19 protein-coding genes and 2 riboswitches are annotated in these 25,858 nt (G+C 64.6%); of the genes, 12 read left to right on the top strand and 7 right to left on the bottom strand.

The genetic code is table 11. The features are described from left to right. Positions 1-83: 83 nt before the first annotated feature. On the bottom strand, positions 84-419 hold the full coding sequence (locus tag NDK18_RS12850; protein WP_250627977.1) for a hypothetical protein: 336 nt from the start codon (positions 417-419) through the stop codon (positions 84-86). Between the two features lie 181 nt (positions 420-600). On the opposite strand from NDK18_RS12850, the gene NDK18_RS12845 reads away from it, so the two are divergent. After that, positions 601-1,359, top strand: coding sequence for a pseudouridine synthase (locus tag NDK18_RS12845; protein ID WP_250627976.1), 759 nt, complete (start codon positions 601-603; stop codon positions 1,357-1,359). A gap of 274 nt (positions 1,360-1,633) precedes the next feature. On the opposite strand, the gene NDK18_RS12840 is transcribed toward NDK18_RS12845, so the two are convergent. Then, complete coding sequence (locus NDK18_RS12840) at positions 1,634-1,792, bottom strand: hypothetical protein (RefSeq protein ID WP_250623910.1); 159 nt, start codon at positions 1,790-1,792, stop codon at positions 1,634-1,636. 226 nt (positions 1,793-2,018) lie between these two features. On the opposite strand from NDK18_RS12840, the gene NDK18_RS12835 reads away from it, so the two are divergent. After that, positions 2,019-2,180, top strand: a complete 162-nt coding sequence (locus NDK18_RS12835; RefSeq protein WP_250623909.1) for a hypothetical protein — start codon at positions 2,019-2,021, stop codon at positions 2,178-2,180. Positions 2,181-2,182: 2 nt separating this feature from the next. Here the strand turns inward: NDK18_RS12835 and kbl are convergent, their stop codons facing one another. From kbl to tdh, 3 genes are all read right to left on the bottom strand, one after another. Continuing rightward, positions 2,183-3,379 (bottom strand): glycine C-acetyltransferase, encoded by a 1,197-nt coding sequence (gene kbl / locus NDK18_RS12830; protein ID WP_250623908.1) that lies wholly within the window; start codon positions 3,377-3,379, stop codon positions 2,183-2,185. A gap of 114 nt (positions 3,380-3,493) precedes the next feature. Beyond that, positions 3,494-7,126 (bottom strand): DUF748 domain-containing protein, encoded by a 3,633-nt coding sequence (locus tag NDK18_RS12825; RefSeq protein ID WP_250623907.1) that lies wholly within the window; start codon positions 7,124-7,126, stop codon positions 3,494-3,496. A 134-nt stretch (positions 7,127-7,260) separates the two neighbouring features. Further along, positions 7,261-8,283, bottom strand: a complete 1,023-nt coding sequence (tdh, locus tag NDK18_RS12820; RefSeq protein WP_250624437.1) for an L-threonine 3-dehydrogenase — start codon at positions 8,281-8,283, stop codon at positions 7,261-7,263. A 157-nt stretch (positions 8,284-8,440) separates the two neighbouring features. On the opposite strand from tdh, the gene NDK18_RS12815 reads away from it, so the two are divergent. The 8 genes from NDK18_RS12815 to NDK18_RS12780 all read left to right on the top strand — a co-directional run bounded on the left by NDK18_RS12815 (position 8,441) and on the right by NDK18_RS12780 (position 17,595). After that, the gene (locus NDK18_RS12815; RefSeq protein WP_250623906.1) at positions 8,441-10,603 is read left to right on the top strand and encodes a S46 family peptidase; all 2,163 of its coding nucleotides are present in this window, start codon (positions 8,441-8,443) and stop codon (positions 10,601-10,603) included. Between the two features lie 18 nt (positions 10,604-10,621). Then, positions 10,622-11,572, top strand: coding sequence for a tRNA (adenosine(37)-N6)-dimethylallyltransferase MiaA (gene miaA, locus NDK18_RS12810; protein WP_250624436.1), 951 nt, complete (start codon positions 10,622-10,624; stop codon positions 11,570-11,572). 117 nt (positions 11,573-11,689) lie between these two features. After that, entirely contained in the window at positions 11,690-11,956 is a 267-nt protein-coding gene (gene hfq / locus NDK18_RS12805; RefSeq protein WP_250623905.1) for an RNA chaperone Hfq, read from the top strand. 70 nt (positions 11,957-12,026) lie between these two features. Next, a complete protein-coding gene (hflX, locus tag NDK18_RS12800; RefSeq protein WP_250623904.1) occupies positions 12,027-13,337 on the top strand; it encodes a ribosome rescue GTPase HflX in 1,311 nt (436 codons plus the stop codon). 83 nt (positions 13,338-13,420) lie between these two features. Continuing rightward, the gene (gene hflK / locus NDK18_RS12795; RefSeq protein WP_250627975.1) at positions 13,421-14,545 is read left to right on the top strand and encodes an FtsH protease activity modulator HflK; all 1,125 of its coding nucleotides are present in this window, start codon (positions 13,421-13,423) and stop codon (positions 14,543-14,545) included. Further along, entirely contained in the window at positions 14,542-15,411 is an 870-nt protein-coding gene (gene hflC, locus NDK18_RS12790) for a protease modulator HflC (RefSeq protein ID WP_250623902.1), read from the top strand. The genes hflK and hflC overlap by 4 nt, the downstream gene beginning before the upstream one ends. A 57-nt stretch (positions 15,412-15,468) precedes the next feature. Further along, a complete protein-coding gene (locus tag NDK18_RS12785) occupies positions 15,469-16,779 on the top strand; it encodes an adenylosuccinate synthase (RefSeq protein ID WP_250623901.1) in 1,311 nt (436 codons plus the stop codon). A gap of 120 nt (positions 16,780-16,899) precedes the next feature. Then, a complete protein-coding gene (locus NDK18_RS12780; protein WP_250623900.1) occupies positions 16,900-17,595 on the top strand; it encodes an aspartate/glutamate racemase family protein in 696 nt (231 codons plus the stop codon). Between the two features lie 77 nt (positions 17,596-17,672). Here the strand turns inward: NDK18_RS12780 and gcvP are convergent, their stop codons facing one another. Beyond that, the gene (gene gcvP, locus NDK18_RS12775; RefSeq protein WP_250627974.1) at positions 17,673-20,564 is read right to left on the bottom strand and encodes an aminomethyl-transferring glycine dehydrogenase; all 2,892 of its coding nucleotides are present in this window, start codon (positions 20,562-20,564) and stop codon (positions 17,673-17,675) included. A 44-nt stretch (positions 20,565-20,608) separates the two neighbouring features. Next, positions 20,609-20,707, bottom strand: a riboswitch (glycine riboswitch). Beyond that, positions 20,708-20,791, bottom strand: a riboswitch (glycine riboswitch). Between the two features lie 106 nt (positions 20,792-20,897). Between gcvP and NDK18_RS12770 the strand changes: the two genes are divergently transcribed. Beyond that, positions 20,898-23,012, top strand: a complete 2,115-nt coding sequence (locus NDK18_RS12770) for a putative bifunctional diguanylate cyclase/phosphodiesterase (RefSeq protein ID WP_250623898.1) — start codon at positions 20,898-20,900, stop codon at positions 23,010-23,012. On the opposite strand, the gene NDK18_RS12765 is transcribed toward NDK18_RS12770, so the two are convergent. Beyond that, positions 22,993-24,348: a TolC family outer membrane protein gene (locus NDK18_RS12765; protein WP_250623897.1), complete on the bottom strand. Its 1,356-nt coding sequence runs from the start codon at positions 24,346-24,348 to the stop codon at positions 22,993-22,995. The genes NDK18_RS12770 and NDK18_RS12765 overlap by 20 nt on opposite strands. 177 nt (positions 24,349-24,525) lie before the next feature. Between NDK18_RS12765 and NDK18_RS12760 the strand changes: the two genes are divergently transcribed. After that, complete coding sequence (locus NDK18_RS12760) at positions 24,526-25,356, top strand: PhzF family phenazine biosynthesis protein (protein WP_250623896.1); 831 nt, start codon at positions 24,526-24,528, stop codon at positions 25,354-25,356. Positions 25,357-25,858: the final 502 nt, after the last annotated feature.

Here is a 25,858-nt window from a genome sequence, read left to right as displayed (position 1 = left end):
ACTGCAGGTCAAGCAGTATGCGACCCGAAAGCAAGACGAAAAAGCCCTGCGAAAGCGGGGCTTTTCTTTGGCCTTTGCCGGAGCTATCTCTCGCGTCCCCGCGGGGCGGTGCCACCTTGCGGCCCGAACCGTGGCGTGGAAGGTGCCGACGAGGCCGGTGTGCTTGCCTGGGTCATGGGCGGCGTGGGGAAGCGGGAAGAAAGAAAGGCATGCCCCGGCTGGGCACGCTGCGGTTGCGGTGGCTGGACCACCCGTACGATATCGGCAGGGGCCTGGTCCTGGCCTTGCCCGTTCGTGGTCATGCCACCGAAGCGGCGAACCAGTTCGTCCAGGTTGCGTGGCCGGTCGGGGCGCCGGGGTGGCGTCCATTCGCTCGAAGATCGTTGGTTGTTGTCCTGGTCGCGAGGGGGTGTACTCATCGGATGTCCCCCGCGGCCACGCATATGGGTTCTTGCAGTTGTTTCATGATGCCTTCCTGGTTGGCGAAACCGTCGACTATCGATTCGCGCTCACCCGAGGACAAGCGGCATGGCATGATTTGCGCTTTGTTCCAATTCAACCGGACGCCCGCGATACGCGAGCCCGGGCGAGTCGACACTGATGCGCTACGCTTTGCCAATGACCAACCCCACCGCTGCGGCGCACGCGCCACGTCACGGCCTGGCACGGGTTCTCTCCAAGCTTGGCCTATGTTCGCGCACCCAGGCCGCCACCTGGGTGCGCGACGGTCGCGTACGCGTCAATGGACGCGTGCAGCGCGACCCGGAATTCCCGGTCGCCATGGGCCGCGACAAGGTCACCGTGGACAACGCCGCTGCCAGCCAGGAAAGCTTCGTCTACATCGCCTTGAACAAGCCGCGAGGCCTGGTGGTGACAGCCCGGGACGAGAAGGGGCGCGACACTGTTTATTCGCTGCTGCGCGAAGCTTCCTTGCCTTGGGTCGGACCGGTCGGCCGCCTGGACAAGGCCAGTGAGGGCCTGCTGCTAATGTCCAACGACACGGCATGGGCTGCCGGCATCACCGACCCCTCGTCCGGCAAGGAAAAGACCTACCACGTGCAAGTACGCGGCACGCCGGGCGAAGAAGCCTGCCAGGTCATGCTGCATGGTGTGGAGGATGGGGGGGAGATCCTCCGGGCGCTGGCCGTCCGCATTCTGCGCCAGGGCCCGCGCCAGGCCTGGCTGGAGATCGTGCTTGACGAAGGCCGCAATCGCCACATCAGGCGCATGCTAAGCGTGCTCGGATTCGATGTGATCCGTCTGGTACGTGTTGCCATCGGCGGGCTGACGCTGGGCGAGCTGGCCAAGGGTAAGTTCAGGCAACTCGATCCAGCAGAAGTGGAGATGCTCAGGCGTTGACCCTCGCGCAGCGATGCTCCGGTTGATCGGAATAATTCGGATTTTCCGCTCGGCGAATTGAATTGCCTGCCTGACTGGTCCAGGCTTGCCGATTGGATTCCAACGAATGCGGGCCATCTTGAGGTCCGTTGTCACGGCAAGGAGGCCGAGCAATGAGCAGCAGTCCATTCAGGTCGAATGCTTCGTCCGAACGCAGCGAGCAGACCTATCACAGCCAGTCGGCAGGAAGTTCACCGCCGTCGTCGTCCGCGAGTACTCCGCCACGGCGGATTTTCTACCAGGCGCAAGCCATGTCGTCGTCCGCGACGGTCGATTCGAATGCCTCGTGGGCTTCAGGATCATCCAGGGCGTGGCCCAGTGACACCTCGTCGCAGCGCGGGGACGTGGCTACGTTCCCGCCATCGCCGCGACCGTTCTCGTTCACGTCCGCCACGTCGACGCCTCCATCGATGACGTCCTTCTCGTCGCAGGAAGGCTCGCCTTGGAGCCTACATGCACCGTCTCCGCGCTCGCCGCTGGCAGCCCAGATGACCGCCTCTCGCGCGCCCAGCCCCGCGGGATCCGAGCGTGGACGGTTCAGTCCTCCCGATACGCCGCCGCGCCATACCGGCCGCGGCTTCTCTCGCTAAGACAGCTTCGACAGCACCAGGAGATATCCCATGCAACTGCCTAACCGTCGCGACATACCCATGAAACCCATTCCTGACCCGCGCCCGGTGGAGGGCGGCAACCCGCCCTTCCTGCCGCCAGGTTCCATCCAGCGCTCGCCCTCGCCCTTCCAGCGCAAGCCACCGGGCAAGGAGCAGGGGCCTGCAAGGTAAGCCTAGGCGATGATGCCCAGGCTCTTGCCCACCCGGGTGAATGCCGCGATCGCCTTGTCCAGGTGCTCGCGGCTGTGGGCGGCGCTCATCTGCGTGCGGATGCGCGCCTTGTCCTTGGGCACCACCGGGAAGAAGAATCCGGTGACATAGATGCCTTCGTCCAGGAGAGCGCTGGCCATGGCCTGCGCCTTCTTCGCGTCGTACACCATCACCGGCACGATCGGATGCACGCCCGGACGGATATCGAAGCCGGCCTCGGTCATCTTCGCGCGGAAATAAGCCGTGTTGTCCTGCACCTTGCGGCGCAGGTCGCCCGCGGATGCGAGCATGTCGAACACCTTGATGCCGGCGGCGACGACGTGCGGGGGCAGGGAATTGGAGAACAGGTAGGGGCGCGAGCGCTGGCGCAGCATCTCGATGATTTCCGCGCGGCCGGTGGTGAAACCGCCCAGCGCACCGCCCAGGGCCTTGCCCAGGGTGCCGGTGAAGATGTCGATCTTGTCCATCACGCCGTGCACTTCGGCGGCACCGCGGCCGGTGTCGCCCAGGAAGCCGGTGCAATGGCATTCATCGATATGCACCAGGGCATCGTATTTTTTTGCCAGCGCGGTGATTTCATCCAGCGGCGCAATGAAGCCGTCCATTGAGAACGAGCCGTCGCTGGTGATGATCTTGGTGCGCGCGCCGGCGGCATCGGCGTCCTTGAGCTGCTGCTCGAGGTCGGCCATGTCGCAGTTTCCATAGCGGAAGCGCCTGGCCTTGCACAGGCGGATGCCGTCGATGATCGAGGCGTGGTTCAACGCATCGGAAATGATGGCGTCTTCCTCGCCGAGCAGGGGTTCGAACAGGCCGCCGTTGGCATCGAAGCAAGCGGCGTAAAGGATGGTGTCCTCGGTGCCGAAGAAATCGGCGATCTTCCGCTCCAGTTCCTTGTGCAGGTCCTGGGTACCGCAGATGAAGCGCACCGAGGCCATGCCGAAGCCGTGGGTATCGAGCGCATCCTTCGCCGCGGCGATCACGTCGGGATGGTCGGCCAGCCCGAGGTAATTATTGGCGCAGAAGTTCAGCACCTTGCGCCCGTCGGCCAGGGTAATTTCGGCTGACTGTGGCGAGGTGATCACGCGTTCGGCCTTGAACAGGCCCTGCTCGCGGATCGATTCAAGTTCGGCGGCGAAGCGCGCCTTGCCCGGGTAGCCCATGGGGAATGTTCCATCGAGGGGAAAACCCGATTATGGCCCCTGGCAACGACAGGGACAATTTCCAGGCCACTTCACCCGACAGTGCGGCGCTTGCCGGTACGTTGGCAACTGACTTCAATGCAGGCCGAAATCCACGCGCGTTGTCTTGCCGCCGTCGTCGATGCCCTTGGCGTCGAGCTTGGGCGCCGAAACGAAGACGCGGTTATCCGGCACCTTGCCCCGCAGCCACTGGCGCACCGCATCGGCGCGCCGTTCGGCCAGGTGACGCAGGGCGTCCTGGTCGACCGGCATGTTTTCTTCCAGAAGCTTGCGCATTTCTTCCGGCGGCTGCGATTTGGTCAGTCCGACCATGTTGCGTTCCTTCTTGAACTTCGCGTGCTTGTAGGCCTTTTCCAGGTAGTTATCGCGCTGCTCGGGCGTCATCTGGGCCTTGGCTGGATCGGCGTTGTCCTCGTCGTTGCCCGCTTCGTGGCGAATCAGGTCCTCGACCATCTCGTGGCGCAGGCCCTTCTCATCGAAGGCGGGGTCCATGCGCCCGATGATGTCCAGGTTCAATGACTCTTTGTCGTTCAGAACCTTGACGATTTTTTCAAGCCGCGACGTACTGTCTGCAGTGAGCGTGCTCGATCCGGGGGCGAATTCCACATAACCTAAATCCTGTCCGCCGCTGCCGCCGCCAAATGCCGAGGCCAGCAGCTTGAACGGCGCCGTAGCGGCCTTGGCGATCAGGTTTCCGATGGCACGCCAGATCAGGCCGCCCACACTGAACTGCGGATCGTCCAATGAGCCGGACACCGGTACATGCACATCGATCCGGCCTTGCGAATCCTTAAGCAAAGCCACGGCGAGCTTTACGGGTAGATGGCTCACGCCCGGGCCTTCGATACGGTCGCCGAAGGTCAGCTGGTCGATGAAGATATGGTTGTCGGCGGTCAATTTGCCCTGGTCGAGCAGGTAGTGCACATCGACGTTGAGCCGCCCCTTGGTGATCGGGTAGCCGGCATATTTGCCGGAATAGGGCGACAGGTGGGTGAGCTCCACGCCATCGGCTTTGGCCTTGATGTCGAGGAAGGCCACCGGCGCCAGTGGATTGATGGTGCCTGCGATCTCCACCGGCGCGTTATCGTCGAGCTGGCCGTTCAAGTTCAATTCTGCAGGGGGGTTGCCTGCGGCGGTGCCGAAGGCGCCGACCTTGCCTTCCAGCTCGGTGATGTTGGCCGTGTAATTGGGCTTGATGAAGTTGTCGGTGTAGTTGAGCTGGCCATGCGACACGGCGACCTGGCCGATCTGGATCTGCGGTGGCGGCCCCGCGGGCGCCGATGAGGCGCTTGCGGGAGCGGCCTGCGCAACTTGTGCAGTGCTGGCGGCCGCCGGTGCGGGCGTCGTCGTGGAACCATCCTGAGCACGCGTGACGGAAACGGGGGCGGCTTCTGGATTGGCCACGACGTCCGACAGGTTGATGCGCCCGGTCGCGTTGACGATGACGCGAGCGTAGAAGTCGTCGAGCGACAGGGCGCCGATATCCACCTGCGGCGCGCCTTCGCCCATACGTACATTCACACCCGACGCGGCCAGGCTGTTCCAGTGCAGGAATTCATCGTCGGTCGTCTTGTCCAGCACGCGTACGCGACCCAGCGTGGCCTGCCCCTGATAGGCGATACGCGCCGGCTGCTTGCCACGGTCGGCGTAGCGGACACGCCCATTGAGTCCCAACTGTGCGCTTACGATGCGCACGTTCAGAGGCACGGTGATCAACGACTCGAATGGCGCGATATCCAGGCGTGTCGTCTTGACGCGTAGATCGGCATCCAGCGGTTCGGGCTTCACCGAGCCTGTGACGTTATACGTGCCTTTGCCGATGCCGCCATTCAAGTCCAGCTTGATCGGCTGGCGCATATTGTCCGACAGGCCGTCCACGCCGAACTTGCTGGCCTTGATCGCCAGGGCCGCTTTCTTGCCGGTCGCGTTGTCGTCCTTGAAGTTGACCGTGCCATCGTCCAGTCCGAAATGCGCCACGCTCCAGTGGAAGGGCGGCGATGTCGCCGCACCGCGCGGTGCCGGCTTGCTGGGCAGCATGAGGCTGGCCAGGTCGAACTGGCCGTTGCGCAGGCGCCGGACATCCACTTTCAAACCGCTGATGGTCAGGCTGTTCAAGCGTGCTTCGCCACCGGCCATGTCGAACTTGGCGATATCCGCGTGCATGCTTTGCCAGGCGACAGGCGTCTCACGGCTGCCCTTCGGGCTGAGCGCAAAATGATTCAGGCTCGCCTGCGCCGGTTCCATATGCACATTCAGCACGCTGCCCCAGCTGGCTTGCAGCTGGGCGTCGGCGTCGATCGAACCGTCGGTAATCTCGCCGTTGAGCATGGGTGGCGCCAGCGGCACCAGGGTGACCAGTGCAACCTGCTTCAGGTTGACCTTGCCGACATAGTGATTGCCGACCAGGTCGATCTTGCCGTTGGCGGCAATGTTGCCGCCGGCCATCTGGCCGGCCATGTCCACGCTACCGGCAGGGCCGGCCACGGTGGATACGCCACGCAGGGTGCCATGGAGGTTTTCCAGCGAAAGCCTGGCCGGGGCCTTGCCGCTCAGGTCTGCGTAGTCCAGCCGCGATCCCTGCAGGGTCAATGTGTCGATACGGACCTGCGTGGGCTTGGCCGGTGGATTAGTCGGCGGCGCGGGCGCGGTCAATGCGTCGAAATTGCTGTGGCCGCCCGGTAGTCTGGTGTAGTGCAGGGTGGCACGTTCGAGACTGAGCGTGCCCAGGTGATAGCGCGATAGCAACGGCTCGACATCATTGAGCGTGGCGGTGGCCCGGCCCAGCTCAAGCAAGGGCGTATTGTCGTGATTGGCCAGTTTGAAATCATCCATCGCCAGCGAGCCGTCCAGCCGCAGTTGCGATGTGTCCTTGGTCGTTACGAAGTGCAGTTGCAGCTGGCCCGATAGAACGCCGCTGGGGATGGCAACGGGCAGTTTCGACGGCACGTAGCTCAGGTAGCGCGGAAGGTCGAGCTGATCGAGCTTGAAGTTGATCGTCGAATCGCGGCTATCGGCGAAGGGTTTGGTCTGTCCGTCGATGCGCAGCGGGCTATTGTCCACGCGCATGGCCAGCAGCGGCTGCACATACACATCAACGCGGCTGGGCAGGTTCGCGATAAAAGGTATGCCCAGTTCCAGCTGGTCGACGCGATGTTTGGCGTTCTGCACCTTGTCGTCGAACTGGATGTCGCCGTTGTGCACGCTGATATTGGCCAGCGCGAAGCGCGTGGGCGGCGAGGGCGGCTCGCCGGGCCTGGCCGCGAAACGGTCGAGCAGGTCGCTGAAATTGAACTCCTGCGGTGCGGTGCGGGTGATGTGGACCTGTGGACGCTGCACCGTCAGCTCGTCCAGCACCGGGGTCATGCGGAAGACCGACGCCCAGGACGTATTGACCACGATCTGGTCGATATCGACGAAGGGCGATGTGCCGTCTTTTTCGCCGATATGCAACTTGTCCAGCTGCAGCCGCAGCGTGTACGGATTCAGATGTATGGCATCGACAGTGACCGGTCGTCCGAGCGCCGCCGTTGCCCGGGTTTGCAATTGGCTCTTGATCAGCGAGGGGGCGGCGAGGAACCCCAGCACGCCGAACAGCAGGATCAGGCCAAGAAGAACCAGAAGGGTCTTACGCAAGCGATGCGAGCGATAGAGCCTCACGGCACGTTCGCGGCCGGCCGCGAGGCGGGAGTTGCCGATGGGGTCATTCATGACGGTCGATGCTCCGCTGACATCGCGAGCCGACGGTGTACGGCTGTGCTGCCGTACACGTCCCGAGAACTGCCGGCCTGCCTCGGCTGAGTTTACTCAGGTTGGAGGGGGTAGGGGCAAGAATGCCCCCTACCTCAATTCCAGGAACAAACCACCTTGCCGCAATTGCCGGCATCCATCAGGTCAAAGCCCTTCTGGAAATCGTCGATGGCGATCTGGTGCGTCAACACCTTCTGCAGCGGGAAGCCGGTAAGGACCATCTGGGTCATCTTGTACCAGGTCTCGTACATGCGGCGGCCGTAGATACCCTGCAAGGTAAGGCCCTTGAAGATCACCTTGTCCCAGTCGATACCCGCGCCGCGCGGCATGATGCCGAGCATGGCCACCTTGCCGCCGTGATACATGCAGTCGAGCATGTCGGCGAAGGCGCGCGGGTTGCCGCTCATCTCCAGGCCCACGTCGAAGCCCTCGATGTGCAGATCCTTCACCGTTTCTTTCAGCGACTGCTTGGACACGTTCACCACGCGGGTGGCGCCCATGTCGGCGGCAAGCTTCAGGCGATAATCATTGACGTCCGTTACCACGACGTTACGTGCGCCCACATGCTTGGCGATGCCGGCGGCAATGATGCCGATCGGGCCGGCGCCGGTGATCAGCACGTCTTCGCCGATCAGGTCGAATTCCAGCGCGCAGTGCGCGGCGTTGCCGTACGGGTCGAAGAACGCGGCAAGTTCCGAGGGAATCTGGTCGGGGATCGGCCACAGGTTGGAGGCTGGCATGGTCATGTATTCGGCGAAGGCGCCGTTGCGGTTCACGCCGATGCCGACGGTGTTCGGGCACAGGTGCTGGCGGCCGGCGCGGCAGTTGCGGCAATGTCCGCAGACGATGTGGCCCTCGGCCGAGACGCGGTCGCCGATCTTGTAGCCGGTGACGCCCGGGCCGATCGCCGCGATGCGGCCGACGAACTCGTGGCCGATGGTGAGGCCCGGCGTGATGGTGCGCTGGGACCATTCATCCCATTTGTAGATGTGCAGGTCCGTGCCGCAGATGGCGGTTTTTTCCATCTTGATCAGCACTTCGTTCGGGCCGGCTTCCGGCACCGGCACTTCTTCCATCCAGATGCCCTGCTCGGGCTTGCGCTTGACCAGGGCTTTCATCGTCTGCTGCATGGGGTAGTTCCGTGCGGGCGCCCGCGGGGTACGGGCCAAACCACGGATTATACGAGGGGAGGGGGTGGGTTTGCCCGTAAGGCCGGGTTCGGTCTATGTTTCGTGAAATCCTGCGCGAGTGCAGGGCACACCCCAAGGAAGACCCATGAAAGTCCGAACTGCCGTGCTGGGCGCCGCCATGGCGCTGGCCACCGACGTCCGCGCCGATGAAGGCATGTGGCTGCCCTCGCAGCTCCCCTCCATTGCCAAACCACTGGCCCTGGCCGGTTTCAAGGGCAATCCGGCGGAACTGGCTGACCTTACCCGGCCGCCGCTTTCCGCCGTGGTCAAGATCGGTGGCGGTACCGGGGCTTTTGTCTCGGCCGACGGCCTGGTGGTGACCAACCACCACGTGGCTTTCGGGGTGATCCAGTACAACTCCAAGCCCGACCGGGACCTGATTACCCAGGGCTACGTGGCCGCCGACCGCGCCGGCGAGCTCCCGGCCAACCCCGACTACCGGCTGCGCGTGACGGTAGGCTTCGACAAGGTCACCGACAAGGTGCTCGCAGGCGCCCGCGGCACCACCGGCCGCGCCTACTACGACGCCGTGGACGCCGCCAGCAAGAAGCTGGTGGCCGAATGCGAGCAGGGCGAGGGCATCAAGTGTTCGGTCGCCAACATGTTCTACGGCACCGATTTTTACCTGGTGAAGCAGCTGGAATTGCGCGACCTGCGCCTGGTCTACGCCCCACCGCGCGCGATCGGTAACTACGGCGACGAAGTGGACAACTTCGTCTGGCCGCGCCATGCCGGCGATTTCACCGTGCTGCGCGCCTATGTGGGCAAGGACGGCAAGCCTGCCGACTATTCGCCGGAAAACCAGCCCTACCATCCGCCGGCGCACCTGCAGGTGGCCCGCACTGGGGTGGCCGAGGGCGACTTCGTCATGCTGGCGGGCTACCCGGGCATCACCTATCGCCACCGTACCGCCGATGAATTCGCCGACCAGGTGCAGTGGCGCCTGCCGACCACGGTGGACCTGCTCACCGAACTTCAGGACGTGATCGAAGCCGCCGGCAAGAACGACAAGGACGCTGAGATCCGCTACGCATCGCAACTGCAATCGCTGAAGAACGTGATCAAGCGCTACTCGGGGGAACTGGAGGGTCTGCGCCGCAGCGATGCGGTAACCGTGCGCGCCGACGACGAGAAAGCCATGCTGGCCTGGCTTGCGGCGCGGCCCGATGCTGCTGCAACCAAAGCCGGCATCGATGCGCTCTCCGGCGTGCTCGATGCAGGCAAGGGCGTGCGCGGGCGTGACCTCGTCCTGGGCGTATTCACCTCGCAAACCCAGCTGATGCGCGCGGCGCTATCGATCGACCGCCTGGCACTGGAGCGTGCAAAGCCCGACGCCGAGCGGGAATCGGGTTACCAGAAGCGCGACGAGGAACTGATCCGCAGCCAGTTGAAGCAGGTCTCGCGCCGCTACCAGCCGGCGGTGGAGGAAGCACTGATCACGGTGGCGCTCGCCCGGTACCAGAAGCTGCCCGATACCGAGCGCGTTCCCGAGTTCGACAAGGCTTTCGGACGTACACCTGAGAGCCTGAAAACAGCCCTGGACAAGATATACGGCGCCACGAAGCTGGGTGACGAAGCCACGCGCCTGAAGTGGTTTGACGCGGCACCGGGCGAAGTGGCCGGCGCCGACGACGCCCTGCTGGTGCTCTCGCGCACCTTGCGTCCGGCCTTGCTGCGCATGGACGATGAACGCAAGGCGCGCGAAGGCGATCTGATGCGCCTGCGCCCGACCTACATGCATGCCTTGATCGCCTACCGGCAATCGCAGGGCAAGGCGGTGTATCCGGACGCGAACGGCAGCTTGCGAGTGAGCTACGGCAAGGTGACGCCGCTCAAGGCACGCGACGCGGTGACGTATGCGCCGCTCACCACCGTCGAAGGCATCGTGGAAAAGAACACCGGAAAAATCCCCTTCGATGCGCCCGCACCGTTGCTGGCGGCGATTGGCAAGCGTGACTTCGGAAGCTACGCGGACACCAAGCTTGGCAGTCTGCCGGTCGACTTCCTCTCCAACCTCGATACCACCGGCGGCAACTCCGGCTCGCCAGTGCTCAATGCCCGCGGTGAACTGGTGGGGCTGAACTTCGACAGCAACTGGGAAGCGGTCAGCGCCAGCTGGATGTACGACCCTCGCTACAAGCGGGCTATCCACGTGGACATGCGCTACATGCGCTGGCTGATGGACAAGGTGTACCCATCGCCTGCATTGCTGCAGGAGCTTGGCGTGCCGGCAAGCAAGGGGCACTAACCGGCTACCATGCCGCGCATGCCCAGCGACTCACGCCTTCTTGCCATCTTCCTGATGGGCCCGACCGCCTCGGGCAAGACGGCGCTGGCGTGCAGGCTGGCCGATCAGTTCCCGGTCGAACTGGTGAGCGTGGACTCCGCGCTGGTGTACCGCGGCATGGATATCGGTACCGCCAAACCCGACCGGGCAACGCAAGCCCGTTATCCGCATGCGTTGATCGATATCCGCGACCCGGCGCAGCCTTACTCGGCGGCGGAATTTGCCGCCGATGCGGTGCCGGCCATGAAGGCCATCAACGCCCGGGGCAACATTCCCTTGCTAGTCGGCGGCACCGGGCTGTATTTCCGCGCCTTGCACGAAGGGCTTTCCAACCTGCCCGACGCCGACCCCGACGTGCGGGCGCGCCTGGCGGGGGAAGCCAGGGAGGCAGGTTGGGCCGTGATGCACGAGAGGCTGGCCCGTCTGGACCCCATCGCCGGCGAGCGGATCAAGCCTGGCGATGCCCAGCGCATCCAGCGGGCGCTGGAAGTGATCGAACTTACCGGCCGCCCCTTGAGCGAACAGCAACAATCCAGGCGCACGCCGTTCGGCTGGCGGGTCCTGAAGCTTGCCCTGGTCCCCGCCGACCGCGGCCCGCTGGCTGAACGCATTGCCGCCCGGTTCGACCAGATGCTCGCCGACGGCTTCCTCGATGAAGTTCGCCAGCTCCGGGCGCGGGGCGACCTGCACCCCGACCTGCCCGCCATCCGCGCGGTGGGTTATCGCCAGGCATGGGAACACCTGGACGGCTCAACGTCCCTGCCTGAGTTCCGCGACCGGGGCGTCTTCGCCACCCGCCAGCTGGCCAAACGGCAGCGGACCTGGCTCCGGGGGCAGCTCGATGCCCGGGTTTTCGACCCGGATCGCGGCGGTTTGGAGGCATCCGTGACCGCCGCGACCCGGCTTTTCGTCCCACTTTCGGCGGCGTGACGCAGACCGCTTTCTAACGTGATTTAAAAGCAGTTAAGATTCCAAGCACTTGGGACCGGGGCGCCGGAAGGCGTCTTTTTTACCTGGTCCTGTCGGTTGGCGAGGGGAGAAGAAAAAATGTCCAAAGGGCAGTCGTTGCAAGATCCGTTCCTGAACACCATGCGCCGCGAGCGTGTCCCGGTGGCTATCTACCTGGTCAACGGCATCAAGTTGCAGGGCACCATCGAGTCGTTCGACCAGTTTGCGGTGATGTTGCGCAACCAGGTCTGCCAGATGGTCTACAAGCATGCCATCTCCACCGTCGTGCCCAGCCGCAACGTGCGGGTGGGCGGCCACGAGAACCATGCCGAGGGTGGTGTGGCCGGGATCGAAGCGGACGCTTGATACTGGCCCGGTCCGCCTACACCAAGGGAGGCTACGGGACGATCCGTAGCCTCCAGGCGGAACAACCTTAGTGTTCGATAGAAAAAAGAAAGGCGAACGGGCGTTGCTGGTGCTACCGCACTCGCGCAGCATGGGCGACGGCGTTCGCCGCGGGGAAGAATTCGCCGAACTGGTCCGCTCGGCTGGTGCCGAAGTGCTGGGCCACGTGGCTGCACGAGTGGAAGATCCCAATCCGCGGTATTACATCGGTACCGGCAAGGCCGACGAGGTCGCCGAGGCCGTCCGCGCCCTGGAAGCGGACGTGGTGCTGGTGGACCACATCCTCACTCCCGTCCAGGAACGCAACCTGGAAAAACACCTCTCCGTGCGCGTGGTCGACCGCGCCGGGCTAATCCTGGACATCTTCGCCCAGCGAGCCCGCTCGCACGAAGGCAAGCTGGAGGTTGAACTGGCCCAGTTGAAGCACCTGGCCACGCGCCTGGTCCGCGGCTGGACGCATCTGGACAGCCAGCGCGGCGGTGCCATCGGCCTGCGCGGTCCTGGCGAAACCCAGCTGGAAACCGACCGCCGCCTGCTCGGCGAGCGGGTGAAGATGCTGAGCAAACGCCTGGAAAAAGTGCAGACCCAGCGCACCCAGCAACGCCGCTCGCGCCTGCGTAACACGGTGCCGCGGGTGGCCCTGGTGGGCTACACCAATGCCGGCAAGTCCACCCTGTTCAACGCCCTCACCACCGGTGGCGTGTACGCGGCGGACCTCCTGTTCGCCACGCTCGATCCTACAGTGCGCAAGGTGGACGACCTCTCCTGCGGCCCTGCGGTGCTGGCCGATACGGTCGGCTTCATCCGGGAACTGCCCCACGACCTGGTCGCGGCCTTCCGCGCCACCCTGGCCGAGGCCCGCGATGCGGACCTCCTGCTGCATGTCAGCGACGCGGCCGACGACGAACGCGAGCTCCTCCGACGGGTGGTCAATGGCGTGCTGGAGGAAATCGGCGCAGGCGACGTGCCGCAACTGTCCGTCATGAACAAGATCGACCTGGCTGGCCTGCCGGCCCGGGTCGACCGCGACGCCGAAGGCAAGCCTTCCCAGGTGTGGCTTTCGGCCGCTACCGGCGAAGGCCTGGATGGCCTGCGGGTGGTGCTGGGCGAGCTCTTGGGTGGTGAAAGAGTCCATGCCACGGTGTCGTTGTCACTGGGTGCCGGCCGGCTGCATGCCCGGCTGAAGGCCGCCGGGGCGATCACGGCCGAACGCATCGATGATTCAGGCTGGCACCTGGACCTGGACGCTCCGCGCAGCGTCCTGGCTCCCTTGGCCGGTGGCGACGAGCATGCCGCGCCGCTGCGGCAACTGCTCGAAGCTGAGGCCCCCGTCGAGGCCTGAAATCCCCGCCAGTGTGGGCCAAGTGCCCGTCTTATCTGGTAAGATTGACCCCGTTTGCGTTCTTAAAATGGAGTATGCCGCCCATGGCATGGAACGAACCCGGCAACGGCCAGAAGGATCCCTGGAACCGCCAGCGGGCCAGCGGTCGCAAGACCGACATCGATGGCTTGATCAAGAGCCTCAAATCGCGCTTCGGCCGGTTGGGGAACAGTGGCGGTATCGTCACCGTGGTGCTGGCCATCCTGTTGGCCTGGCTACTGCTGTCCAGTTACGTCATCGTCGGCGCGCGCGAAGTAGGCGTGGTGCTGCGATTCGGCGAGTTTTCGCGAATGCTCGCCCCGGGCTTCCACCTGAAGCTTCCGCGGCCGTTCGAGACGGTCACCCGCGTGCAGACCACCCAGGTGCAGTCGGTGTCGGTCAACGCCCGCATGCTCACCAGTGACGAAAACATCATCACGGTGGACTTCAACGTCCAGTTCCAGGTCTCCGACGCACGCAAGTTCCTGTTCTCGCTGGGCGAGCCGCCGCCCGATACGCTGCGCCTGGCCGCCGAAGCCGCCGTGCGCTCGGTGGTCGGTGCCAACGACATGGACAACATCCTGACCAGCCCGGGCGACCTACCCGCCGCCGCCGGCACGGTTGCCGCTCCGGCCGCTGCCGTGATCGAGCCGAAGACGCGTGAAACCCTGCAGCAGCAGATCCGCTCGGCGTTGCAGAAAACCCTCGACAGCTACAACTCGGGCCTGGTGGTCAACGACATCAGCTTCCAGAACGTGGCACCGCCGGCGGAGGTGAAGGACGCCTTCGATGACGTCAACGCCGCGCGTGAAGACAAGCAGCGCAGCGAAAACGAGGCCCGCACCTACGCCAATAGCGTGCTGCCCGACGCCCGCGCCCAGGGCGCGCGCGTGGCAGCGCTGGCCCAAGGCTATCTCGCCGAGCGCGTCGCCCGGGCCACCGGCGATACCACGCAGTTCAACCAGTTGTTGAAGGAATACCGGGCCGCGCCTGGCGTCACGCGTCGCCGCCTGTACCTTGAAACCATGGAGCAGGTGATGGCCAACAACGCCAAGGTAGTGGATGGCAGCAACGGCAAGAACATCATCAACCTGCCGTCCGAGCGTGCCCCGGCGCGGTCGTTGACGGGCGTGGTGCAGTCGGCGGCCGGCGCCGTGGACACCAATCCCGCGCAGGAGGCCAAGCCATGAAAATCGTTTACGGTTTCGTCGGCCTGCTGGTGGTCCTGCTGGGCCTGAACAGCGCCTTTGTCGTCAGCGAAGGCCAGAGCGCCCTGCTGCTCCAGTTCGGCCGCATCATCCGTGCCGACTACAACCCCGGCCTCCACTTCAAGCTGCCCGTGGTGCAGCAGGTGGTGTTGCTGGACAACCGCATCCTGAATCTCGATGCCCAGCCGGAGCGCTATTTCACCTCCGAGAAGAAAAGCATCAACGTCGATTTCTACGTGAAGTGGCGGATCGCCGACAACGCGGCCTATTACCGCGCCACGGCCGGCGAGCAGCTGCAGGCCGCACAACGCCTGATTCCGATCGTCAAGGATGCCCTGCGCTTCGAGTTCAATTCCCGTCCGCTGCAGGCGGTGGTGGCCAATGGCCGCGATGACATCACCAACCGCGTGCGCGGCCAGACCGACGCCGCGGCACGACGCAGCCTGGGCATCGAAGTGGTGGACGTGCGCATCAAGCGCATTGAACTGCCCGATGAGGTAAGCGATTCGGTATACAAGCGCATGCGCGCCGAGCGCCAGCAGCTGGCGCAGGATCTGCGCTCGCGCGGCAAGGAAGCGGGCGAGCGAATCCGTGCCGATGCCGATCGCCAGAAGGCGGTGCTGCTGGCTGACGCCGGACGCGAGGCCGCCACGGTGCGTGGCGATGGCGACGCCCAGGCGGCCGCCATCTATGCGCAATCCTACGGACAGGATCCGGACTTCTTCGATTTCTACCGTAGCCTGCAGGCCTACCGCACCTCGTTCCTGGACGGCAAAGGCGTGCTGGTGCTGAAGCCGGAGTCGGATTTCCTGCGGTACTTCAATGATGGCGGAGCCAAGGCGCGCTGATCATCAGCGCACCGGCCACACCTAAACGTTTCCTATTTCTTTGCGAGCAAGAGAGCCATGGGTAAATCAGTAGTCATCCTCGGTGCCCAGTGGGGCGATGAAGGCAAGGGCAAGATCGTCGACCTTCTCACCGAGCGCGTCGGCGCGGTAGCCCGTTTCCAGGGTGGCCATAACGCCGGCCATACCCTGGTGATCAAGGGCAAGAAGACGGTGCTGCACCTGATCCCGTCGGGCATCCTGCGCGACGACGCGCTCTGCCTGATCGGCAACGGCGTGGTGCTGTCGCCGGCCGCGCTGATGAGCGAGATCGCGGAACTCGAAGCCCAGGGCGTGGACGTTCGCCCGCGCCTTAAGATCTCGCCGGCCACGCCGCTGATCATGCCGTACCACATTGCCCTGGATAAGGCCCGCGAGATCGCTTCCGGCGCCAAGGCCATCGGCACCACCGGCCGCGGCATCGGCCCGGCCTACGAAGACAAGGTCGCCCGCCGCTCGATCCGCGTGGCCGACCTCATGTACCCGCACGAGCTTCCTGAGAAGCTCAAGGCCGCGGTGGAGTACTACAACTTCGTGCTTACCCAGTGGCTGAAGGCCGATCCCGTCGACTACCAGACGGTGCTCGACGAAGCCCTGACCTGGGGCGAGTACCTGCGCCCGATGATCGACGACGTTGCCACCATCCTGCACGACATCCGTCGCGATGGCGGCAACATCCTGTTCGAAGGCGCGCAGGGCGCGCTGCTGGACATCGACCATGGCACGTATCCGTACGTCACCTCATCCAACACCACCATCGGTGGAGCGCTGGCAGGTACCGGCGTCGGCGCCGCCGATATCGACTATGTACTTGGCATCTGCAAGGCCTATGCAACGCGCGTGGGCAGCGGTCCGTTCCCCACGGAACTCAATGATGAAATGGGCGAGCGCCTGCGCAAGGTCGGCAACGAATTCGGCGCCAGCACGGGCCGTCCGCGCCGCTGCGGCTGGATCGACCTGGTCGCCCTGAAGCGCGCCGTGCAGATCAACGGCATCAACGGCCTGGCCATCACCAAGCTCGACGTGCTCGACGGCCTGGAATCCATCCGCGTCTGCATCGCCTATGAATACCGCGGCAAGCGCCGCGAACTGGCACCGCTCGATGCCGATGGCTGGGACGAGTGCAAGCCGGTGTACCTGGACTTCCCCGGCTGGGAAGAATCCACCGCAGGCATCCGCGACTGGAACAAGCTTCCCCCCGCGGCACGTGCCTACCTGCGTGCCGTGGAAGAGCTCTCCGGCTGCCGCCTGGCGCTGGTCGCCACCGGTGCCGACCGCGACGACACCATCGTGCTGGACGACCCGTTCGCCGAACGCGCGGGTAATTGCTGAGGCCATCACCTCGCGTCTGAAAAAAGGGCCCTCTTGCGGGCCCTTTTTTTCGACGGGTTTAGCAACCGAAATACCAGATCGTGGAATGATGCTGGGGACCCTCCCACGCAGAATTCGCGCATGAAGACCATCGGCCTGATCGGCGGCATGAGCCATGAATCCTCGGCGGAGTACTACCGCCTGGTGAACCAGGGCATGAAGGAGCGCCTGGGCGGGCACAACAACGCACGTAGCGTGATGGTGACCGTCTGCTTCGACGACATCGTGCGCATGCAACAGGAAGGTCGCTGGGACGCCGCCGGTCAGTTGCTGGCGCAGGCGGCGGGGCAGGTCCAGGCCGCCGGCGCGGACTTCGTACTGTTGTGCACGAATACGATGCACGAGGTGGCCGGCGCGATCGAGGAAGCGCTGCGCATTCCTTTCATCCATATCGTCGATCCGACAGCGCAAGCCCTGAAGACGGCTGGCATCACCCGCGTGGGCCTGCTTGGCACGCGCTTCACGATGGAGCGTCCGTTCTACATCGATCGCTTGCGGGAGAAGCACGGGATCGAGGCGATCGTTCCCGGTGCTGCCGGGCGCGATGCGGTGCATGCGTTGATCTACGATGAGCTATGCCATGGCGTGATTAGCGAGAACTCGCGCGAGGTGGTGTTGCGAGTGATCGATCAACTGGTGGAACGAGGCGCACAAGGCATCATCCTTGGCTGCACGGAGTTGATGCTTCTCGTGCAACCGGAACATGTGACGACGCCGTTGTTCGACACGGCCGGGTTGCACGCGAACGCGGCGGTGGAACTGGCGCTGGCGAACTGACGGATTCCGACGTAAAGAAAACGCCGCTTTCGCGGCGTTTTCCTCAAGCAACGTTCAGGTTTTCAAACGTCCTGGTCTCACGCGACATTCGGCTCGCTGAACGCCTCGATCTCACCCTTGAACGCTTCGAGCGGCACGCAGCTGCAGAACACATTCTTGTCGCCGTACACGTTGTCCACGCGTGCCACGGGCGACCAGTACTTCTGCTGGCGCAGGCTTTCCAGCGGGAACGCCGCCAGTTCGCGCGGATAGGCATGCTTCCACTCGCTGGCGGTCACCTGGGTGGCGGTGTGCGGGGCGTGCTTGAGCGGGTTGTCCTCGCGGTCGAGCTTGCCTTCTTCCACGGCGCGGATTTCGTCGCGGATCTGGATCATGGCGTCGATGAAGCGGTCCAGTTCGTGCTGCGATTCGCTTTCGGTGGGCTCGACCATCAGTGTGCCGGCCACCGGGAAGCTGAGCGTGGGGGCATGGAAGCCGAAGTCGATCAGGCGCTTGGCCACGTCTTCGGCGCCAATACCGGTGGCGTCCTTGAGCGGGCGCAGGTCCAGGATGCACTCGTGCGCCACCAGGCCGTTACGGCCGGTGTACAGCGTGTCGTAGTGTGCTTCCAGGCGCTTGGCGATGTAGTTGGCGTTCAATAGCGCCACCTGGGTGGCCTTGCGCAGGCCCGAGGTCCCCATCAAGGTGATGTACATCCAGCTGATGGGCAGGATCGATGCGGAGCCAAAGCTCGCCGCGCTCACCATGCCGCCCTTGCCCTCTTCGCCGAAGGCACGCGGCAGGAACGGAGCCAGGTGTGACTTCACCGCGCAGGGGCCGACACCCGGGCCGCCGCCGCCGTGCGGGATGCAGAAGGTCTTGTGCAGGTTAAGGTGCGAAACGTCCGAGCCCCACTTGCCCGGGCGCGCCACGCCGACCAGTGCATTCATGTTGGCGCCGTCGGTATACACCTGGCCGCCGTGCTGGTGCACGACGTCGCAGATCTCCACCACGTCTTCTTCGAACACGCCGTGCGTGGAGGGGTAGGTGATCATCAGCGCCGCCAGGCGCTGGGAGTATTTCTCCGCCTTGGCGCGGATGTCGGCGACATCGACGTTACCGTTCGCGTCGCAACGGGTGACCACCACCTCCATGCCGCACATCTGCGCCGAGGCCGGGTTGGTGCCGTGGGCCGATTCAGGGATAAGGCAGACGTCGCGGTGGCCTTCGCCACGCGAGCGATGGTATTCGCGGATGGCGAGCAGGCCCGCGTATTCGCCTTGCGCGCCAGAGTTGGGCTGCAGGCTGACTGAATCGTAGCCGGTGCATTCCACCAGCATCGCTTCCAGTTCGTCGATCAGCTGCTTGTAGCCGGTGGCCTGGTTGGCCGGGGCCAGCGGATGGATGTTGGCGAATTCGGGCCAGGTTACCGGGATCATTTCGGCGGTGGCGTTGAGCTTCATGGTGCACGAGCCCAGCGGGATCATGGTGCGATCCAGTGCCAGGTCCTTGTCGGCCAGGCCGCGCAGGTAGCGCAGGAGCTCATGTTCGCTGTGGTGGGTGTTGAACACCGGGTGCTGCAGGTAGGGCGTGTCGCGCAACAGGCCTGCCGGCAGGGCGTCGGCGATCTTGCCGTCCAGGGCGTCGATATCGGTAATGTGGGCGTTGAAAAGCGCAGCCAGCGCGATGACATCCTCGCGCGTGCTGGTTTCATCCAGGCTGATGCCCACCGACGATGCGTCGATCGTGCGCAGGTTGATGCTCGCCTTCGCGGCGGCGGCATGCACGGCGGGGGCATCGATTCCCACCACGTGCAATGTGTCGAAGAAGTCCGGCCCGACCGTTGCCCCGGCGTGGCGCAGCGACGCGGCCAGGATCGCCGCCAGCCGATGGGTGCGGCGGGCAATGCGCTCCAGGCCTTCCGGCCCGTGGTACACGGCGTACATGCTGGCCATCACCGCCAGCAGCACCTGCGCGGTACAGATGTTCGACGTGGCTTTCTCGCGGCGGATGTGCTGTTCGCGGGTTTGCAGGGTAAGGCGATAGGCGGGTTTGCCCTCGACGTCCACCGACACGCCGATCAGGCGGCCAGGCATGGAACGCTTATAAGCATCGCGGCAGGCCATATAGGCAGCGTGCGGACCGCCGAAGCCGAACGGCACGCCGAAGCGCTGGCTGTTGCCAACGACGATGTCCGCGCCCCAGCTTCCAGGGGAAGCGATGACGGTAAGGGCCAACAGGTCCGTTGCGACCGAGACCAGGCCGCCGCGCGCGTGCACTGCATCGGCCAGCGCCTTGTAATCATTCACCTGGCCGAAGGTATTGGGGTATTGCAGAAGTACGCCGAAGCAATCGGTACCGGCGGCGTCGGCATCGTCGCCTACCACCACCTCGATGCCGATGCCATCGGCGCGGGTGCGCAGCACTTCGATGGTTTGCGGGTGCACGCCTGAGGAGACGAAGAACACCTTCGACTTCGCCTTGGCCGAGCGGCGCGCCAGGGCCATGGCCTCGGCGGCGGCGGTGGCTTCGTCCAGCAGGGAAGCGTTGGAGATGTCCATGCCGGTGAGGTCGGCAACCATGGTCTGGAAGTTGATCAGCGCTTCCATGCGGCCCTGGGAGATTTCCGCCTGGTAGGGGGTATAGGCGGTGTACCAGGCCGGATTCTCCAGCACGTTGCGCAGGATCACGTTCGGCGTGTGGGTGCCGTAGTAGCCCTGGCCGATGAAGTTGCGGAACACCTGGTTTTTGTCGGCGATGGCGCGGATGCGGGCCAGGGCTTCCACTTCGGTCATGGCGGCCGGCAGGGCCAGCGCCTTGGGCGAGCGGATCGAAGCCGGAACGATGGCATCGGTCATGGCATCGAGCGAGTCGTGGCCCAGGACGTTCAGCATGGCGCCGATTTCAGCGTCGTTCGGGCCGATGTGGCGATCGATGAAGGCGCCGTGGTATTCGAGGTCGCGCAGGGAAGGGGAGCGAGGCTGGGCCATGGGGTTTCTCAGGGCATAGGGCAGTCGTGCCGTGCCGGCACGTGGGGCGCCCCTCTGTCCTTTTGCCTGAGAGTTTGGAAGCCTCAAAGCGGCTTCGTGCACCTTCGGCGCCGGGTTTGACCGGTCTCTCCAGAGTGTTGCAACGGTTCGGTGGTATGGGAGCCTGAGCGATTACGGGCGTTGCGCCTTCGGCAGCGATCCTTAGGACCGCTTCTCCCACCGCGCCATGGCCGAAGATTATACAGCCGCTTGGCGCCCAGGATTCAAGAATTCTTGATGTGAGCCGTTATCATCACGGATGGGGCTGCCCCTTGGCAGGCCGCGAAATTCTTCATGACTGGACATTACAACCTCGCGCTGGTGGGCTGTTCCCTGCTCGTGGCCTTCCTGGCCTCGTACACGGCACTGGACCTGTCCGGCCGCATTGCCATGGTCAGGACGGCGCTGGTCCGGCAGGCCTGGCTATGCGGAGGAGCGTTTGCGCTGGGCGTGGGCATCTGGTCGATGCATTTCATCGGCATGCTGGCCCTGCGCATGCCCATCGCCATGGGCTTCGATTTCGAGCTCACCGCGGCGTCGGGGCTGATCGCGGTGGTGGTGTCCTACTTCGTGTTGCTGCTGGTGGCCACACAGCGCCTGAGATGGCCGCTGTTGACCGTGAGCGGGGTTGCCCTCGGGCTTGGCATCGCCGGCATGCACTACACCGGTATGGCCAGCATGCTGATGATGCCGGGCATCGTCTATGACCCCTACTGGTTCAGCGCCTCGGTACTGATTGCCATCGGTGCCTCGATCGCAGCGATCAGTATTGCCCACGCGCTGAAGGACAGCCGCCAGAGCCAGTTGGTGTTCAAGCGCGCCACCGCCGCATCGGTGATGGGGCTTGCCATTGCCGGTATGCATTACAGCGGCATGGCCGCCGCCAACTTCCTGCCGGGTTCGATCTGCGGCGCGGCGTCGGACTTGAGTCCCAACGTGCTGGCCCTGGTAGCCGGTGTGATCAGTACGGCGATCCTGGTGGTGGGGCTGATGCTTTCGTACCTTGAAAGCCGCTTGCATCGCGACACGCAAAGGTTGTCCGGCTCCATCAACCAGCTCAACAGCCGCCTGCTGCACATGGCCACGCACGATCCGCTGACCAGCCTCCCCAACCGGGTGACCCTGGGACGCCGCCTGGAGCAGGCGATCGAGGAAGCGCGCCAGCAGAACACCGAAGTGGCGGTGCTCTACGTCGACCTGGACGGCTTCAAGGCGATCAACGATTCCCTGGGCCATTCCTTCGGCGATGAATTGCTTCGCGCGGTGGCCGGGCGGTTGTCGTCGGGCCTGCGCCGCGGCACGCTTGCACGCGTGGGTGGCGATGAATTCGTCGCCGTGGTCGAGCGCCTGGTGTCGCGCGATACCGCCATGCAGGTGGCCGAGCGGGCGATCGCCCGTATGCGCGAGAATTTCACCGTCAACGGTACGTCGTTGCGGGTAACGCCCAGCATCGGCATCGCCTTCTACCCGACCGATGGCGAAACGGTGGACGAGCTTATCGCCAACGCCGATGTTGCCATGTACGGCGCCAAGGAAAGCGGCCGCAACGGTTTCCGCGTGTTCGAGATGGACATGAAGCAGCGCTCCATCCGCATGCTCGATATCCAGCGCGGGCTGCAGACGGCTACTGAGGACGGCACACTTTCAGTGCATTTCCAGTCCAAGCACGACGGCCCCAGCGGCAAGCTGACGGGTGCCGAGGCGCTGGCCCGCTGGACCCACCCGGTGCTCGGTTCGGTATCTCCCCTGGAATTCATCGGCGTGGCCGAGCGTACCGGGCAGATTTCCCGCATCGGGGAATGGGTGATGCGCGAGACCTGCCGGCAGATGCGCGAATGGCAGGACAAGGGCCATGCACCGATGCGCGTGGCGATCAACCTGTCGCCGCTGCAGCTATCACAGCCGGACCTGGTGGACATGGCCGCGCAGATCGTTGCCGATGCGGGCCTCAAACCCTCGCTGATCATGTTCGAGGTGACCGAAACCGTCGCCATGCAGGACGCCGAGCGCACAGTGGAGATCCTGCGCGATTTCCAGGAGCGCGGCTTCGAGTTCGCCATCGACGATTTCGGCACCGGCTATTCGTCGCTGGCATACCTGCAGAAATTCCAGGCCAAGCAGCTGAAGATCGATCGCTTTTTCACCCATTCGCTGGAGAGCGACAGCGTGGAGTCGAAGGCGATCGTCTCGGCGATCATCGCATTGGCCCATACCTTAGGGATGGAAGTGGTGGCCGAGGGCGTGGAAACGCTCCACCAGGCCGAGCAGTTGCGCGCGCTCGACTGCGACCAGGTGCAGGGCTTCTACATGTCCTACCCGCTGGCCCCGGCGGCCTTCGAGGAGAAGTACCTCAAAGTCGCCCGGCCCCGGCTGAACGTCTCGCCCACGCCTACTGCAACAGGCGGTTGACGTCCTCGATGTCGTGCAGGTCGATCGTGCCTGCCGCCTGCTTGAGCAGCAGCTTGTTCAGCACGAACTGGTGGCGCACCAGGGTGTATTCGCTTTGCGCCTCGGCCAGCACCTGGATCGCCACCACCACGTTGGTCAGGCTCTGCGTGCCGATGTCGTTGCCCGCGCGCATGGATTCGAGCGACTTCTTCGCCGCATCCACCGACAGCTTGGCACTGCTTACCTGTTCGATGCCGTCCACTACCTGGTTGTAGAAGTTGTTGGCATCGCGCGCGGCCTGGCGGCGCTGGCTTTCCAGCACGCCTTGATCGGCATCGCGCTGGTAGATCGCCTGGTGCACCTGGGATTGGGTCAGGCCGCCGCTGAACACCGGGACGCTTAGCGTAAGCCCCACGGTGGTGGTGCCCGGGCCGTAACCGGGACCGATCTGGCCGGTGTCGCCCTGGTTGACGTTCGACCAGGTACCGAATTTGTTGTAACCGAGCCCCAGCGACAGCGTGGGCAGGTGGCCGGCGCGGGCGGCGCTGACCTTATGCTCGTCGGCCTTGACCGTGTAGCGTGCGGCCAGGATCGTCGGATTGGTTTCCATCGCGGCATCCACCCAAGCCTTGGCATCAGCCGGCGTCGGACCCTGCATGGGGATGTCCTCGCGCAGGGTTTTCAGGGTCTGTGTTTCCTGGCCGGTGATCTGTTCGAGCGCGCGCTTTGAGTCCTTGAGCGCGTCCATCGCGCTGATGCGTTGCGACTTGATGAAGTTGTAGTAGGCCTGCGACTGGGTAACGTCCGCTGCCATCGCCAGGCCGTCCTTGAAGCGCTCGCTCGATTGTTCGAATTCCTTTTTGTAGGCGTCCTCGTAGGACTTGTCCACTTCAAGCTGCTCCTGCGCCACCAGAACGTTGAAGTAGGCATTGGTGACGCGGATGTACAGGTTTTGCAGGGCGGCGCGATCCACTTCGTCCTGCGAGTCGCGCGTGGACTGCGCGGCGCGGAGGTTGGCGATGCGGGAGAGGTCGATCACGGATTGATCAAGCTGCGCGGTGAAGTCGCGCTGGCGCGTGTGGCCGGCGCCAGTGTTGACCGAGTTGCCATTGACGATGGTGGTGCCGCCGGAGCCGCCATGCACCTGGTTGATATCCAGCCCCGCCGAAAGCTGCGGCAACAGCGCCGAGCGTGCCTGGGGCACGCCTTCGGCCACGGCAAGCCGGGTGGCGTTGGACGTGGCCAGCACCGGGTCGTTGGCGATGGCCTGGCGGAACGCATCCATCAGGTCTTCGCCATGCGCAACGGGCGCGACCAGCAGGGAGCCGAGGATGAGAGGCAGCAGTTTGATCCGCATGGAGGCTTGGGTTCCGGATAAGGACAAGCCATGCGAGGCAAGCGCCGTGCCATCGTTACCCGCGGCAGAATTCCCTTTCCGGATCATTTACTTGGCGTGACGGCCCGAGCTTGCTCGGATGTCCGCGGACACCCCCGGCGGACATGCGACGGACAAGAAACCCGATATGCTTGGCTGATGACGAATTACCGTTTCCGGCAGGTCGACGTCTTCTCGGCCGAGCCACTGAAGGGCAATCCACTGGCGGTTGTGCATGGCGCGGACGACTGGTCCGACGCGCGCATGGCGGATTTCGCCCGGTGGACCAACCTTAGCGAAACCACGTTCCTGCTCGCCCCGACCCATCCCGCGGCGGACTATCGCGTGCGTATCTTCACCACGATGAGGGAGCTCCCCTTCGCCGGCCATCCCACCCTGGGCAGCTGCCACGCGTGGCTTGAAGCCGGCGGCGTCCCCCGTGGCGAGCAGGTTGTCCAGGAATGCGAAGCAGGGCTCGTGCGCATCCGCCGCGACAGCAAGCGGCTGGCTTTCGCCGCGCCGCCGCTGTTGCGCTCAGGCCCACTCGAGGACGACCTCGTCGAACGCATCGTCGATGGCCTGGGCCTGGAACCGGACGACGTCATCGGCCACCAGTGGGTGGACAACGGCCCCGGCTGGTCCGCCGTGCTGGTGAGGGACCGTGAGACCCTGCTGGATATCCGCCCGGACCTGGGCAAGATCCTCGGCATGAAGCTCGGCATCGTGGCACGTTGGGGTGGCGAGGCGGACTTCGAAGTCCGCGCCTTCATCCCCGGCGACGGCATGCCGGAAGATCCGGTCACCGGCAGCCTCAATGCAGGCATCGCACAATGGCTGATCGGCGCCGACATGGCGCCGTCGCGCTACGTGGCAAGCCAGGGCACGGTGCTGGGCCGCGCCGGCCGCGTACACGTCCAGCAGGAAGGCAACGACATCTGGGTAGGCGGCGACGTCGTGACCTGCATCGAAGGCGGCCTTACGTTGCCGTGAGGCCGCGCGGTCGTGAACCTCACCGTTTGGCGAGAGCGGGCGGGGCGCCGCGGCGGCGGCTCCTGCTGCGGCGACCCTCGGGGCTGCGCCCCATCGGGACGGGCTTCGGCCGGGGGTTTTCGATTCGCCATCCTGGCTCAGCGAAAACGGCCGGCCATCCATGGCCGGCCCCCTGCGGGCCTGATCCGACCGAAGCCCTTCGCCTTCGCACGGAGCCGCCGCCGCGGCGCCCCGCCCGCTCTCGCCAAACGGTGAGGTTCACGTCGGGAGTGCTTGGATGGCATAGGTGTTTTGCGTGACCTTGCACGTGCCGATCGCTCTTTAGTGCGCAAGCACAAACGTCTCATGTGAGGCAGCCACGTTGTCCCGTCACGCGACTTCGGACTGTCCAGAGCCGGGGGCCATCAGCCTCGTCAGCGACTTGTGGAACCGAGCGTTGCGGGCGGAAAAGGCCCGCAGGGGGCCGGCTTCAGCCGGCCGTTTTCGCGAAGGCCGCAGGCCG

The sequence above is a fragment of the Pinirhizobacter soli genome, assembly GCF_015905305.1.
Classification (GTDB): domain Bacteria; phylum Pseudomonadota; class Gammaproteobacteria; order Xanthomonadales; family Rhodanobacteraceae; genus Pinirhizobacter; species Pinirhizobacter soli.
Note: the sequence above shows the minus strand (reverse complement) of the source record. Positions and strands in the feature narration are given on the sequence as shown.